Source organism: Mycolicibacterium arabiense (assembly GCF_010731815.2).
Lineage (GTDB): Bacteria > Actinomycetota > Actinomycetes > Mycobacteriales > Mycobacteriaceae > Mycobacterium > Mycobacterium arabiense.
Genome location: NZ_AP022593.1, coordinates 1001823 through 1015592, shown reverse-complemented (window position 1 = coordinate 1015592; position 13770 = coordinate 1001823). Strand labels below are relative to the sequence as shown.

Here is a 13770-nt window from a genome sequence, read left to right as displayed (position 1 = left end):
GATCGCCCGAGTAGGGCTCGGTAGAATCGAAGGCGTGTTCGGATGCACGTCACCGACACTGACATCGCGCCTTACCGACGACGTTGCGCGGACGTAAGCACGAGAAGAGGACGACGAGCATGACTGCTCTGCAGGACTGGATCACCCTTCGCCCGGTCGATCAGGGCGCCATCATGGAGATGGTGTGCCGCCCGTTGCGCGCAGTGCTGAACTCCTCGGGTCCGGTGGACCCGAAGGAGTTCAAGCTGCAGCAACCGGGCATCGAGCGCTGCTGAGCGCGGCGCCCGACTCCTAGCGGGTGGCCCGGACGGCCTCGGTTGCCTCATCCGGGTTCGCGTCCGGGTCATCCGCAGGAATCTCAGCGGACTCGTTCTTCCCGCTGATGAACAATCCCAGCAGCGCACCCACCACGCAGACGACCGCGGTGATCGCGAAGATCTCGCCGTACTGCATGGCATAGGCCACCCGGTAGTTGTCGGCCTGAATCCTGATGGTGTCCAACAGGTTTCCCCCGGGAGCGGACTTCGGCAGGCTCTGCAGGTGCTGGTTGAACCGGTACAGACCCCACGCCGACAGTGCCGCGACGCCGACCAGCATGCCGGTCATGCGGGCTACGACCACCAGCGACGACGCGATGCCGTGCTGCGGCGCAGGCACCACGCGCAGCGCCGCCGAGGTCAGCGGTCCGATCACGATGCCCAGCCCGAAGCCGGCCAGCGCGAGGTCCACGTCCATCGTCGGGAGCGTGAACAACCCGAAGTCGTGTCGCGCGGCGAGCAGGTCGACGGGCCACTGCGAGATCAGCCAGTAGGCGAACGCCGCGATCACGAGGCCTGCGAACGCCACGACGCGGTCGCCGACGCGGGTGGCGATCCATCCGCCGAGTAGGGCGCCGACGGGCAGCGCGACCAGGAACCGCATGAGCAGGAATGCCGCCTCGTTCTGGTCGAGGGACAGCACGGCCTGGCCGAAGAGTTCGACGTTGACCAGCGTCACCATCAGCGCGGCCCCTGCGGCGAACGACGCACCGAGGGCACACAGGAACGGCCGGAAGTGCACGCCCACGGGGTCGATCAGCTTGGTCTTGGCGATCTTCTCCCAGACGAAGAAGGCGACCGTCGCGACGGCTGCTCCGCACAGCAGGATCCAGCCGCCCTCGGGCAGCACCTGCTTGCCGTCCGGGGCGGGGTTGTAGAGCCCGAACACGACGAGCACCAGCACGATCGCCAGCAGGACTCCGCCGATGACGTCGATCTTCTCGGGTGGGCCCTGGGTCTTCTGCTTCGCCGGGACGCTGAAGTGGATCATCACCATGGCGACGACCGCCATCGGCACGTTGATCCAGAACACGTCGCGCCAGCTGTTGAGTGCCCACACCACGGCGATGCCGTAGAGCGGGCCGAGCACGCTGCCCAACTCCTGTGCCGCGCCGATGCCGCCGAGAACGGCGGCCCGCTTGCGTTCGGCCCACAGGTCGGCGGCCAGCGCGAGCGTGACGGGCAGCAGTGCGCCGCTGGCGACACCCTGCACGACGCGCCCGATGACGAGCATCGTGAGATCGCCCGACATCGCGGTGATGATCGAGCCGACGGCGAACCCGGCGAGGCTGATCTGCAGCAGCAGCTTGCGCCCGAACCTGTCGGACGCGCGGCCCAGCAGCGGCATCGCCGCGATGTAGCCCACCAGGTAACCGGTGATGATCGGCGCGACCCGCTGGATCTGGTTGATCGGGATCTGGATGTCGATCATCACATCGCGGATGATCGTGATCACGACGTAGGTGTCGAGCGCTCCGAGGAGCACCGCGAGACCGCCTGCGCTGATGGCGATCCGGCGACTGGTCGCCGATCCGGACGACTGGGTGGTGGCTTGGTGTGCCATCACACCGCGGGCTTGGTGACGGTGACGGGCTTACCCCAGTCAGAACTCGTCATCTGGATGCTCGTGTCCGGCGTCGGGTCGATCTTGACCTGCACCAGCTGGTGATCGCCGTCCTCCTGTATCCAGGCAGTGCCAGGAACGGGTCCTGTGGCCTTCAGCTGCGGGGCGATCTTGTTGACTGCGTCGGCGCTGACATTGCCCGATATCTTCACCGCATCGACGCCGCTGACGTTCTCGCGGCCCTCGGTCTTGGCGTCGGAGAAGTTCGCGATGACGTTGGCCAGACCGGTGTCGGGTCGCAGGAGCGCCGCAACGTCGTAGATGTCCGCGGCCGGACCGAAGTCCTGCCAGCTGTCCGGCGTGATCGCTCCGTAGAGCAGGTTGTCGGCGACGACGAAACCGACGCCCTCGAGCTTCTGGCCGAGGAACACGATGTCCGCCTTGCCGGCCGCTGCGACCGCTGGGGTCAGGGTGAGATCACCGTCGAGCGACGCGATGGGCAGTTCCTTTATCTCACCCGTGGTGGTCAGCTGCAGGTGAACGCTCTGCTGGGCCTTGGTGGTGTCGGCCGACTGTTGGAGCAGCGTGGCCGCTTCGGGGAGTGGGGCATCGGACGCCTTGTCGGACGACGAACACCCTGCAACGAGCAGGGTGGCGGTGACGAGGGCGGTGATCAGGGATCGGACGGCAAGCCGGGGGCGCGTCTGCATGCTTGCATCGTAGAGGGTCGGGCTCGGTGATCAGGTTCCCCGGGCTACGGCTGTGAGGGTTGCCATGGTCCGTGATCAGCGATTCTGACTAGCCTGGAGACGTGTTCACGGGAATCGTCGAAGAACTGGGTGAGGTCGTCGGCAAGGAGGAACTGGTCGATGCCGCGCGCTTCGTCATCCGCGGACCGCTGGTGACCGCCGATGCCGGTCACGGTGATTCGATCGCCGTCAACGGCGTCTGTCTGACCGTCGTGGAGGTGCGCGCCGGCGGCGAGTTCACCGCCGACGTCATGGCCGAGACCCTCAACCGGTCCAGCCTCGCCGGTGTCGACGTCGGCAGCCGGGTCAACCTGGAGCGCGCCGCTGCCGTCAACAGCAGGCTCGGCGGACACATCGTGCAGGGCCACGTCGACGGCACCGGCCACGTCGTCTCCCGGTCGCCGTCGGAGAACTGGGAGATCGTGCGGATCTCGGTGCCCGCGACGCTGTCACGCTACGTCGTCGAGAAGGGGTCGATCACCATCGACGGGGTGTCGCTGACCGTGTCGGCACTGGGTGACGACTGGCTGGAGGTGTCGCTGATCCCGACGACGCTGGGGCTCACGACGCTCGGACGCGCGGAGATCGGCACCCCGGTCAATCTGGAGGTCGACGTGATCGCCAAGTACGTCGAGCGACTGCTCAACAGCAGGGACGCGTAGCGGACTCGACAGCCGGTCCCAACCCGGTGGTCGGGCGCGGCAATAACTCACCCGTCTCAGTGGTTCATACTGAAGTCGGTTCACAAGGTCCAGGACGCCCCGGACGGCACCGCGCGATCGACGCGGTGAGCACCGGTGGCGGCCCCTTCGAAGTAGGTGACGTAGATGACGAGGCTTGATTCCGTCGAGCGGGCGATAGCCGACATTGCTGCCGGCAAGGCCGTGGTCGTCATCGACGACGAGGACCGCGAGAACGAGGGCGACCTGATCTTCGCGGCCGAGAAGGCCACGCCGGAGCTGGTGGCGTTCATGGTGCGCTACACCTCGGGTTATCTCTGCGTGCCGCTCTCGGGCGAGGTCTGCGACCGGCTGGGCCTGCTGCCCATGTACGCGGTGAACCAGGACAAGCATCAGACGGCCTACACCGTCACCGTCGACGCCAAGCAGGGCGTGGGCACGGGCATCTCGGCGTCCGACCGCGCCACCACCATGCGGCTGCTGGCCGATCCGTCGTCGAAGGCCGACGAGTTCACCAGGCCCGGTCACGTCGTGCCGCTGCGCGCCAAGGACGGCGGCGTGCTGCGCAGGCCCGGCCACACCGAGGCCGCCGTCGACCTGGCCCGGCTGGCCGGTCTGCAGCCCGCGGGCACGATCTGCGAGATCGTCAGCCAGAAGGACGAGGGCGCGATGGCCCAGACCGACGAGCTGCGCGTCTTCGCCGACGACCACGACCTGGCCCTGATCTCGATCGCCGACCTGATCGAGTGGCGCCGCAAGCACGAACGCCACGTCGAGCGCATCGCCGAGGCCCGCATCCCCACCCGCTACGGCGAGTTCCGCGCCGTCGGCTACACCAGTATCTACGAGGACGTCGAGCACGTGGCGCTGGTGCGCGGCGACATCGCGGGACCCGAGGGCGACGGCCACGACGTGCTGGTCCGCGTGCACTCCGAGTGCCTGACCGGCGACGTGTTCGGGTCACGCCGGTGCGACTGCGGCCCCCAGCTCGACGCGGCGCTGGCCATGGTCGCCCGCGAGGGCCGCGGCGTCGTGCTCTACATGCGCGGCCACGAGGGCAGGGGCATCGGCCTCATGCACAAGCTGCAGGCCTACCAGCTGCAGGACGCGGGCGCCGACACCGTGGACGCGAACCTCAAGCTGGGTCTGCCCGCCGACGCACGCGACTACGGCATCGGTGCGCAGATCCTCGTCGACCTGGGCATCCGGTCGATGCGGCTGCTCACCAACAACCCGGCCAAGCGCGTCGGACTCGACGGGTACGGGCTGCACATCATCGAGCGGGTCCCGCTGCCGGTGCGCGCCAACTCGGAGAACATCCGATACCTCATGACCAAGCGCGACCGGATGGGTCACGACCTGTCCGGGCTCGACGACTTCGACGAGTCGGTCCGCATGGACGGCTACGACGAGGCGGTCTACATGCTGGGGGACCGGTTGCCCCCGACGGCCGACGAGACCGGTGGCGCGCCGTGAGCAGCTCGGACGGAGTACGAACATGAGCGGTAGTGGGGTGCCGGACATGCCGGCCATCGACGCCTCGGACGTGAGCCTCGCAATCGTCGCCAGCACCTGGCACGACACGATCTGCAACGCGCTGCTCGACGGCGCGGTGCGCACCGCGAAGGACTCCGGCGTGGTCGAACCCACGGTGGTCCGCGTGCTCGGCGCAATCGAGATCCCGGTGGTCGCCCAGGCTCTCGCAGCCAAGCACGACGCCGTCGTGGCGCTCGGCGTGGTGATCCGGGGCCAGACCCCGCACTTCGACTACGTGTGCGACGCGGTCACCCAGGGACTCACCCGGGTGTCACTCGACGAGTCCACCCCGGTCGCCAACGGCGTACTCACCGTGAACGACGAGCAGCAGGCGATCGACCGTGCCGGCCTGCCCGGCTCCAGCGAGGACAAGGGCGCGCAGGCGGCGGCCGCCGCGTTGTCGACCGCGGTGACACTGCGGGAGATCCGCGGCTCGTGACCGACTCCGGCCGCTGGGATCTGGAGGTGCGTCCGCACCTCACGCCGTACTTCGCCTACGGCGCAGCGTTTCTCATCGCCGCTGCGCACATCACGGTGGGGTTCCTGCTCAAGATCGGCTCGAGCGGCGTGATCTTTCGGACGGCCGACCAGGTGGCGATCGCCCTGCTGGGCATCATCATCGGCGGCCTCGTCCTGCTCTTCGCCCGGCCCCGGCTGCGGGTGGGCAGCGAGGGCATCGCCGTCCGGAACCTGTTGACGTACCGGTTGATTCCCTGGTCCGAGGTGGTGGACGTGTCGTTCCCGCCAGGGACGCGGTGGGCCCGGGTCGACCTCCCCGACGACGAGTACGTCCCGGCGATGGCGATTCAGGCAGTCGACAAGATGCGCGCCGTGGAGTCGATGGACCGGGTGCGCGAGCTGATGGCGCGCTACCGCACCGATGTCAGCCGACGTTCAGACGCATCGTGACCTCGTCGGGGTTGCCCGCGGTGACGGTGGCGTCCATGGTGAACCCGAGGTCCTGATACACGCCGAGCGCGACGTCGTTGTCCTCCTCGACCCGCAGCGTGACGGTGCGCATCCGTTCATCGCGCGCCCAGTCGACGGCCGCAGTGACCAGTTCGTGAGCGAGCCCGCGCCGCCGCGCAGACGGTTCCAGCCACAGCGAGTACAGGTACGCCGAGTCGGCGCTCTCCCGCTGCACGCCGATCAGGCCCACCATGCGGTCGTCGAGGACCGCGGCGAACTGGGTGTGCGCCCGCAATCTGCGCCGCCACTGCGCCGCCGTGAAGGCCTCCTCGCTGCGGTACTGCCGGTCCTGGGCGCCGAGGGTGTCGCGCAGTGCCCGCAGGCGCACGGCCGCGAAGGCGCGCCACTGTTCCTCGGTCAGCCTGACCACGCTCGGTGCCGTCACCGGGTGCCTAGGCGCCGGCGCTCGTCGGGCCGCACGGCCGCGTTCGTCGCGTGCGATAGAATTCGCTGATAGTGAGGGCTTTTGGATCGGACGCGGGCATGACGGCGGCAGTGGACGTGTCGTCCCCGTCTGGGTCCCGCTCGACGCACTCGATACCCGAGATCGTTACTCCGCTTCTGCCTGTGACGCAAGTCATCACCCACCTCGGCACCAACCCGATGCTGACCATGCCCGTCGTCGTCGGCGTGGAACCCGACGTCGACGCAGCGTGGCACCGGCTCGCCGAGGTCGCCGACTTCTTCGGCATCGCGATGCCTGGGCTGGACGACTTCCGGGTGGCGGTGCTCGAGCAGCTGCCGGTCACCCGACCCGTCGGCACGCTGCTGGCGGTCACCGCCACGGTGTTCGACGTGGACGGGCAAAGCCGGGTGGTCGTCGCGAGCGAACCGGTCGAGCCCGTGCGACCGGCACCCGTGCGCATCGGCCGCTGCGATGCCGTCGGCCTGGTCCCGCGTTCGGCCGATCCGGTGTGGCGCCGGATGGCGGGACGCACCACCAGCAGGGGTCATCTCGACCAGTTCCAGCGGTGGCTGGCCGATCAGGGTTGGGTCGACGCCGTTCCCGTTGCCGTACCGCATGCCAAGCCGTCCGACGCGCCGTACCTCGGTGCGCTGGTCGTCGAGACCGCCGCCGGGCTGTCCGGAATCGAGGATCCGGAGCCTGCTTCACTGCTGGACCAGCTCGCCGCCTGCGGCGTCATTGCGAACGTCGATGGAACCGGTCGCGTGCCCGCCGACGTGACCCGGGCGTGGTGGGTCTCACCGCGCTTCCTCATCCATCCCGTGGCCGACCTCGACGGTACGAGCCTCCCGGCGCACGGCGCCCCGCCCTTCGTGGAGCAACGATGACCGAGCACTTCGACCCAGACGCCTACCGGGCGTTCAGCATCGACGGTTACGACCTGACCGATGGCAGGTTCACCGCGCGGTACTCGCTCCGCGGCCGCGACGGGACCGACGACGTCCACTTCGCCGAGGTCGTTGACTTCGGGACCGACCTGCCGGGCCGGGCCGACGACCGCCTGCTCCGTCTGCTCGCGCTGACGTGCTCGCCGAGCTACTACAAGGCGGCTGTCCCGCCGGCCATCGAGATCGGCTTCCCGACAGCGGAATTCGAGAAGCAGTACCTGCGCGAACTCATTGCGGGCGGACTCGGCGAGTTCGCCTACCGCAGCTCGCTGCCGTCGGCGTTGACGCCCGACGTCGTCGGACCCGACGCGCCGACGGACCGGCCCGCCCCCGGGGATCCCGACGGCTTCGACGCCACGGCCAGGCCGCTGGTGCCCGTCGGCGGCGGCAAGGACTCGGTCGTCACCATCGAACTGCTCAAGCGCCACGGCTTCGACCCGATGCTGTTCAGCGTCAACGAGTTCGACCCGATCGACCGGTGCATCGAGATCAGCGGTCTCGACAGCACCCGGGTCCGGCGCTCGATCGACCGGACGCTCATCGACCTCAACTCCCGCGGTGCGTACAACGGGCACGTCCCGGTGACGGCGATCAACAGCGTGATCGGGTTGATCGTGGCCGACGCCAGGGGATTGGGCCCCGTCGTGTTCTCCAACGAGCGGTCCTCCAACGTCGGCAACGTGCAGTGGCTGGGTCGCGACGTCAATCACCAGTGGTCCAAGAGCATCTCCTACGAGACGCTGCTGCGCACGACCCTTACCGAGCACGGCATGAACCCCGACCGGTACTTCTCGCTGCTGCGGGCACTCTCGGAGTCCGAGATCGCCGACCGGTTCCGTGACTTCCCCCAGTACTTCGGCGCGTTCATCAGCTGCAATCGCCCGTTCGCTCTCGATCCCGGCCGACGGGCCGCATCGTGGTGCGGGCACTGCCCGAAGTGCCTGTTCGTCTTCCTGCTCATGGGACCTCGGCTCGGCCGCGTCCAGCTGGAGAAGATCTTCGGCCGCAACGTCCTGCAGGACACCGACAATCAGCCAGGGGTCGAGGACATCGTCGGCCTCGGCGCACACAAGCCGTTCGAGTGCGTCGGCGAGTACTACGAGGCGGCCGAGGCGATGCTCGCGATCCTCGACGACGGTGAATGGGGCGGTCTGCCGCTCGTCGAGGCCGTGCGGCCGCGTCGCGCCGAACTGGTGACCGTCGCCACCACCGAGGACCCGACGGCATCGGACGTGCACTACGTGCCCGACCGGTACGCCGCGACGCTGGACTGAGCCGACGCACGTGACCGGAGACTCGAACACCGCAGGGACCCGGCTGAACCTCACCGACCGCGTCGTCGGGATCTGGGGTTTCGGTCGCGAGGGAATCTCGATGGCGCGCACCGCATCCGCAGCCGGCGCGGCGCGCGTCGACGCGGTTGACGACGTCGGCAGGCTGCCCTACGAGACGCCGGACGGCATCGACCGGCTCACCGTGCACCGCGGGCCCGAGCACCTGGACCGGTTGCGTGACTGCGACGTCGTGTTCGTCAGCCCCGGCGTACCGTGGCACCACCCCGTGTTCGCGGAGCTGCGGGAGTCCGGGACGGAGATCTCCAGCGCCGCAGACTGGTTCGTCAGCCGTTTCGGCGCCCAGACCATCGGCGTGACGGGCACCAAGGGCAAGTCCACGACCGCGTCCTTCCTGGGCCGCCTCCTCGGCGAACTCGGGGTCGAGAACGTCGTGGCAGGCAACATCGGCACCCCGCTGTCGGACCTGGCGCCGCGGCCCGGTCAGGTGGTGGTCGCCGAACTGTCCAGCCAGCAGGCCGCGCTGCTCACCGCCTCGCCCGCCGTCGCGGTGATCACCAACCTCTACGAGGACCACCTCGACTGGCACGGCGACACTGCGTCGTACTACGCCGCGAAGGCCAACGTCTTCCGCAGGGGCGCCGGCGCGCTGGTGTGCACGCCGGAGGTCGTCGAGCGGCTGCGCGGCATCGGGGTCACCGACCTCCCGGACACCCTGCACCTCGTCGATCCCGCCGCGGTACCGCCGATCCCCGGTGGGTCGGTGATGTCGTTGCCGCACAACGCCGTCAATGCCGCGCTGGCGGTCGCCGCCGCACGGGAGGTCACCGGCCGCGACATCGCCGCGGAGATCGTGCACGCCGCCGCCGCCGCGTTCGAGGGACTCCCGCACCGGCTCCAGACCGTCCGCACGACGAACCTTGGGACCAAGCCGATCCGGTGGGTCGACGACACCCTGGCCACCACGGGGGAGAGCGTCGTCGCCGCACTCCGGTCGACGCCCGCCGACGCCACCGTCGCGCTGATCGTCGGCGGCATGGACCGCCAGCTCGACTACGAGCAGGTCGACGACTACCTCTGCAGCGGGGCCCGCAGGGTCACGCTCATCCAATCGCCGAGCAACGGGCCCATGATCGGCCGCCGCTTCGCCATGACCCACCCCGCCGACACCCGCGTCGTCGCGGACCTCGGCGAGGCCGTGCGGACCGCCGCCGGCCTACCGGACGTCGACGTCGTCCTGCTCTCGCCGGGAGCGGCGAGCTATGACCTGTATGCGAACTACGAGGCCAAGGGCGCGGCGTTCTGCGAGTTCATCGACGCCCTCACCAGCCCCACCGGCAGCGCGTCCGCCGGCGTCGCCCCACCCAACTAACCTGGAACCCGTGCCCGATCCACAGACGTACAGACCCGCCGTCGGGTCCATCCCGCTGCAGCCGGGCGTCTACCGCTTCCGCGATCCGCGGGGCCGGGTCATCTACGTCGGCAAGGCCAAGAGCCTGCGCAGCCGGTTGAACTCGTACTTCGCCGACGTGTCCGGGCTGGCGCCCAGGACCAGGCAGATGGTCACCACCGCGGGCAGCGTCGAGTGGACGGTCGTCAACACCGAGGTCGAGGCACTCCAGCTCGAGTACAACTGGATCAAGGAATTCGACCCGCGGTTCAACATCCGCTACCGCGACGACAAGTCCTACCCGGTGCTGGCGGTCACGCTGAACGAGGAGTACCCCCGGCTGTTCGTCTACCGCGGGCCGCGGCGCAAGGGCGTCCGCTACTTCGGGCCGTACTCGCATGCCTGGGCCATCCGCGAGACCCTCGACCTGCTGACCCGGGTGTTCCCGGCGCGTACCTGTTCCAACGGGGTCTTCAAGCGGCACAGTCAGATCGGGCGCCCCTGCCTGCTGGGATACATCGACAAGTGCTCGGCGCCGTGCGTGGGCAACGTCACCGCCGAGCAGCACCGCAGGATCGTCGAGAACTTCTGCGACTTCCTCGCAGGCAAGACCGATCGCCTCGTCCGCGACCTCGAGAAGCAGATGAACGCCGCGGCCGAGGAACTCGACTTCGAGCGGGCGGCGCGGCTGCGCGACGACATCGGTGCACTCAAGCGGGCGCTCGAGAAGCAGACCGTCGTGTTCGGCGACGGCACGGACGCCGACGTCGTGGCGTTCGCCGACGACGACCTCGAGGCGGCCGTGCAGGTGTTCCACGTCCGTGGCGGCCGGGTGCGCGGTCAGCGCGGCTGGGTGGTCGAGAAGTCCGGCGAGCCCGGCGAATCCGGCCAGGAGCACCTCGTCGAGCAGTTCATCACGCAGTTCTACGGCGAGCAGGCCGAGCTGGGCGGCTCGGCGGACGAGGCGAATGCGCCGGTGCCGCGCGAGGTGCTGGTCCCGTGCCTGCCGGAGAACGCCGAGGAACTGACCACCTGGCTGACGGGCCTGCGCGGGTCACGGGTGCGGTTGCGCGTGCCGGTGCGCGGCGACAAGCGGGCGTTGGCCGAGACGGTGCACCGCAACGCCAAGGAGGCGCTGACGCAGCACAAGCTCAAGCGCGCGGGTGACTTCACCGCGAGATCGGCTGCGCTGCAGAGCATTCAGGAGTTCTTGGGGCTGGCCGATGCGCCGCTGCGGATCGAGTGCGTCGACATCAGCCACGTGCAGGGCACCGACGTGGTCGCATCGCTGGTGGTCTTCGAGGACGGTCTGCCCCGCAAGTCGGACTACCGGCACTTCGCGATCAGGGAGGCCGCGGGCGACGGCCGCAGCGACGACGTGGCGTCGATCGCCGAGGTGACCCGGCGACGCTTCCTGCGCCACATCGGCGAGGCCGACCGTCCGCTGATCGAGGACGGCAAGGCGCGTCGCTTCGCCTATCCGCCCAACCTGTACGTCGTCGACGGCGGCGCACCCCAGGTGAACGCCGCGGCCGCCGTGCTCGAGGAACTCGGGGTGACCGACGTGGCCGTCATCGGCCTGGCCAAGCGGCTCGAGGAGGTGTGGGTCCCCGCCGAGGCCGACCCGGTGATCATGCCGCGCAACAGCGAGGGCCTGTACCTGCTGCAGCGCATCCGCGACGAGGCGCACCGGTTCGCGATCAGCTACCACCGGAGCAAGCGGTCCAAGCGCATGACGGCGTCGGCGCTCGACTCGGTGCCCGGCCTCGGCGAGCACCGCCGCAAGGCGCTGGTGACGCACTTCGGCTCGGTGGCCAGGCTCAAGGAGGCCACGGTCGACGAGATCACCTCGGTGCACGGCATCGGCGTCACGACGGCCAGGGCCGTACTGGAGGCCCTCGGCGTGGAAGTCCGGGATGCCGAAGCCGTGGCCGCACCGGCCGAACCGGTCCCGGACGAGCCGCTGATCGACCATGATCGGACGAGGGCATCCGGATGACAGAACAGAACACGAGCGACGAACTGCACGACGGCGGCATCGCCGAGGAGGACGGCATCGACGTCGTCCTCGTCACCGGGCTGTCCGGGGCGGGACGCGGCACGGCCGCCAAGGTGCTCGAGGACCTCGGCTGGTACGTCGCGGACAACCTGCCGCCCGAGCTGATCGCGAGGATGGTGGAGCTGGGCCTGGCCGCGGGTTCGCGAATCAAGCGGCTGGCGCTCGTCATGGACGTGCGCTCGCGCGGGTTCACCGGCGACCTCGACTGGGTGCGCAGCGACCTGGCCACGCGCAACATCACCCCGCGCGTGCTGTTCCTCGAGGCGTCCGACGACATGCTGGTCCGGCGCTACGAACAGAACCGGCGCAGTCACCCGCTGCAGGGCAATCAGACGCTGGCCGAGGGCATCGCCGCCGAGCGCACCATGCTCGCCCCGGTGCGAGCGGCGGCCGACCTGGTCATCGACACCTCCAAGCTGTCGGTACACGACCTGCGTGCCAGCGTGGAGCGTGCGTTCGGCACGGAGGCCGTCGCGCACACCAGCGTCACGGTCGAGTCGTTCGGCTACAAGTACGGGCTGCCGATGGATGCGGACACCGTGATGGACGTGCGGTTCCTGCCCAACCCGCACTGGGTCGACGAGCTGCGGCGACATACCGGCCAACATCCGGGGGTTCGGGACTACGTGCTGGGGCAACCCGGCGCGATGGAGTTCCTCGACACCTACCATCGCCTTCTGGAAGTCGTCATCGATGGGTACCGCCGGGAGGGGAAGCGCTACATGACCGTCGCCATCGGCTGCACCGGCGGCAAGCATCGCAGCGTCGCCATCGCGGAGGCACTCGCGGCCCGGCTGGAGGGTGGCGAGCAGGTGACCGCGCGGGTGCTGCACCGCGACATGGGGCGCGAATGAGTGCACGCATCGTCGCGCTCGGCGGCGGGCACGGCCTCTATGCCACGCTGTCCGCCGCGCGCCGGCTGACGCCGCACGTGACCGCCGTGGTGACGGTGGCCGACGACGGCGGTTCGTCGGGCCGGCTGCGCAACGAACTCGACGTGGTACCGCCCGGTGACCTGCGAATGGCGTTGGCGGCGTTGGCAGCCGACACTCCGCACGGTCAACTGTGGGCGACCATCATCCAACACCGCTTCGGTGGCAGCGGCGCGCTGGCAGGCCACCCCATCGGGAACCTGATGCTGGCGGGGCTCAACGAGGTGCTCGCCGATCCGGTCGCAGCGCTCGACGAACTCGGCCGCGTGCTCGGGCTCAAGGGCCGGGTGCTGCCGATGTGCCCGATCGCGCTGCAGATCGAGGCCGACGTCGGTGGTCTGGAGACCGATCCGCGGATGAGCCGCGTCATCCGCGGTCAGGTCGGAATCGCCACCACCGTCGGCAAGGTGCGCCGGGTGCGGCTGCTGCCGGGCAACCCGCCCGCCACCCGCCAGGCCGTCGACGCGATCATGGCCGCGGACCTCGTGGTGCTGGGCCCCGGCTCGTGGTTCACCAGCGTCATCCCGCACGTCCTGGTCCCGCAGCTGGCCGCCGCCCTGCAGGCGACGCAGGCGCGCCGTGCGCTGGTCCTCAACCTGGTGTCGGAGCCGGGGGAGACGGCAGGCTTCTCCGCCGAGCGGCACCTGCACGTGCTGGCCCAGCACGCGCCGGGATTTCGGGTGCACGACATCGTCGTCGACGCCGCCAGCGTGCCGAGTGAACGGGAACGCGAGCAACTCAGACGGACCGCGGCCACCCTCGACGCCGCCGTCGAGTTTTCCGACGTCTCCCGACCTGGTACACCATTACATGACCCGGCGCGGTTGGCCGCGGCTCTGGACCGGGTGCGGCTACGGGGGAGCACCGCCGCGCCCACCGTGGAGCCGACGATTCCCACGCCCACCGTCCGATCGGTCGACGAGAGGTGA

Annotated in this window: 14 protein-coding genes; 11 read left to right on the top strand and 3 right to left on the bottom strand. The window is 69.4% G+C overall.

The annotated features are described in order from the left end of the window. The first annotated feature begins 119 nt into the window (after positions 1–119). A complete protein-coding gene (locus G6N61_RS06455; RefSeq protein ID WP_163917780.1) occupies positions 120–275 on the top strand; it encodes a hypothetical protein in 156 nt (51 codons plus the stop codon). Between the two features lie 16 nt (positions 276–291). On the opposite strand, the gene G6N61_RS06450 is transcribed toward G6N61_RS06455, so the two are convergent. Together G6N61_RS06450 and G6N61_RS06445 are read right to left on the bottom strand one after the other, a co-directional pair. After that, positions 292–1881, bottom strand: coding sequence for an MFS transporter (locus G6N61_RS06450; RefSeq protein WP_163917779.1), 1590 nt, complete (start codon positions 1879–1881; stop codon positions 292–294). Next, positions 1881–2591 carry an LppX_LprAFG lipoprotein gene (locus G6N61_RS06445; protein WP_163917778.1) on the bottom strand — a complete coding sequence of 237 codons (711 nt, stop codon included), beginning with the start codon at positions 2589–2591 and terminating at the stop codon, positions 1881–1883. The genes G6N61_RS06450 and G6N61_RS06445 overlap by 1 nt, the downstream gene beginning before the upstream one ends. Positions 2592–2692: 101 nt before the next feature. Here G6N61_RS06445 and G6N61_RS06440 point away from each other — a divergent pair, with 101 nt between their 5' ends. The 4 genes from G6N61_RS06440 to G6N61_RS06425 all read left to right on the top strand — a co-directional run bounded on the left by G6N61_RS06440 (position 2693) and on the right by G6N61_RS06425 (position 5755). Next, positions 2693–3292 (top strand): riboflavin synthase, encoded by a 600-nt coding sequence (locus G6N61_RS06440; RefSeq protein ID WP_163917777.1) that lies wholly within the window; start codon positions 2693–2695, stop codon positions 3290–3292. Positions 3293–3457: 165 nt separating this feature from the next. Then, positions 3458–4786: a bifunctional 3,4-dihydroxy-2-butanone-4-phosphate synthase/GTP cyclohydrolase II gene (locus G6N61_RS06435; protein ID WP_163917776.1), complete on the top strand. Its 1329-nt coding sequence runs from the start codon at positions 3458–3460 to the stop codon at positions 4784–4786. A gap of 22 nt (positions 4787–4808) precedes the next feature. Then, complete coding sequence (gene ribH / locus G6N61_RS06430) at positions 4809–5285, top strand: 6,7-dimethyl-8-ribityllumazine synthase (RefSeq protein WP_163917775.1); 477 nt, start codon at positions 4809–4811, stop codon at positions 5283–5285. Continuing rightward, the gene (locus G6N61_RS06425; protein WP_163917774.1) at positions 5282–5755 is read left to right on the top strand and encodes a PH domain-containing protein; all 474 of its coding nucleotides are present in this window, start codon (positions 5282–5284) and stop codon (positions 5753–5755) included. Before ribH ends, G6N61_RS06425 begins: the two co-directional genes overlap by 4 nt. Here G6N61_RS06425 and G6N61_RS06420 read toward each other — a convergent pair. Beyond that, positions 5730–6200 (bottom strand): GNAT family N-acetyltransferase, encoded by a 471-nt coding sequence (locus G6N61_RS06420; RefSeq protein WP_163917773.1) that lies wholly within the window; start codon positions 6198–6200, stop codon positions 5730–5732. The genes G6N61_RS06425 and G6N61_RS06420 overlap by 26 nt on opposite strands. A 182-nt stretch (positions 6201–6382) precedes the next feature. Here G6N61_RS06420 and G6N61_RS06415 point away from each other — a divergent pair, with 182 nt between their 5' ends. The 6 genes from G6N61_RS06415 to yvcK are packed head-to-tail and all read left to right on the top strand — an operon-like array spanning position 6383 to position 13770. After that, complete coding sequence (locus G6N61_RS06415) at positions 6383–7108, top strand: hypothetical protein (RefSeq protein ID WP_163917772.1); 726 nt, start codon at positions 6383–6385, stop codon at positions 7106–7108. After that, a complete protein-coding gene (locus G6N61_RS06410) occupies positions 7105–8442 on the top strand; it encodes a MurL-like N-terminal domain-containing (protein ID WP_163917771.1) in 1338 nt (445 codons plus the stop codon). Before G6N61_RS06415 ends, G6N61_RS06410 begins: the two co-directional genes overlap by 4 nt. A 10-nt stretch (positions 8443–8452) precedes the next feature. Continuing rightward, positions 8453–9832 (top strand): Mur ligase family protein, encoded by a 1380-nt coding sequence (locus G6N61_RS06405; RefSeq protein WP_235887431.1) that lies wholly within the window; start codon positions 8453–8455, stop codon positions 9830–9832. Positions 9833–9842: 10 nt separating this feature from the next. After that, positions 9843–11849 carry an excinuclease ABC subunit UvrC gene (uvrC, locus tag G6N61_RS06400; protein ID WP_163917770.1) on the top strand — a complete coding sequence of 669 codons (2007 nt, stop codon included), beginning with the start codon at positions 9843–9845 and terminating at the stop codon, positions 11847–11849. Continuing rightward, a complete protein-coding gene (gene rapZ, locus G6N61_RS06395; protein ID WP_163917769.1) occupies positions 11846–12763 on the top strand; it encodes an RNase adapter RapZ in 918 nt (305 codons plus the stop codon). Before uvrC ends, rapZ begins: the two co-directional genes overlap by 4 nt. Next, a complete protein-coding gene (yvcK, locus tag G6N61_RS06390; protein ID WP_163917768.1) occupies positions 12760–13770 on the top strand; it encodes a uridine diphosphate-N-acetylglucosamine-binding protein YvcK in 1011 nt (336 codons plus the stop codon). The genes rapZ and yvcK overlap by 4 nt, the downstream gene beginning before the upstream one ends.

Coding starts and splice junctions, on each gene's coding strand:
- G6N61_RS06455 (WP_163917780.1), top strand. CDS start 120: ATGACTGCTCTGCAGGACTGGATCACCCTTCGCCCGGTCGATCAGGGC.
- rapZ (WP_163917769.1), top strand. CDS start 11,846: ATGACAGAACAGAACACGAGCGACGAACTGCACGACGGCGGCATCGCC.
- G6N61_RS06450 (WP_163917779.1), bottom strand. CDS start 1,881: ATGGCACACCAAGCCACCACCCAGTCGTCCGGATCGGCGACCAGTCGC.
- G6N61_RS06445 (WP_163917778.1), bottom strand. CDS start 2,591: ATGCAGACGCGCCCCCGGCTTGCCGTCCGATCCCTGATCACCGCCCTC.
- ribH (WP_163917775.1), top strand. CDS start 4,809: ATGAGCGGTAGTGGGGTGCCGGACATGCCGGCCATCGACGCCTCGGAC.
- G6N61_RS06435 (WP_163917776.1), top strand. CDS start 3,458: ATGACGAGGCTTGATTCCGTCGAGCGGGCGATAGCCGACATTGCTGCC.
- yvcK (WP_163917768.1), top strand. CDS start 12,760: ATGAGTGCACGCATCGTCGCGCTCGGCGGCGGGCACGGCCTCTATGCC.
- G6N61_RS06410 (WP_163917771.1), top strand. CDS start 7,105: ATGACCGAGCACTTCGACCCAGACGCCTACCGGGCGTTCAGCATCGAC.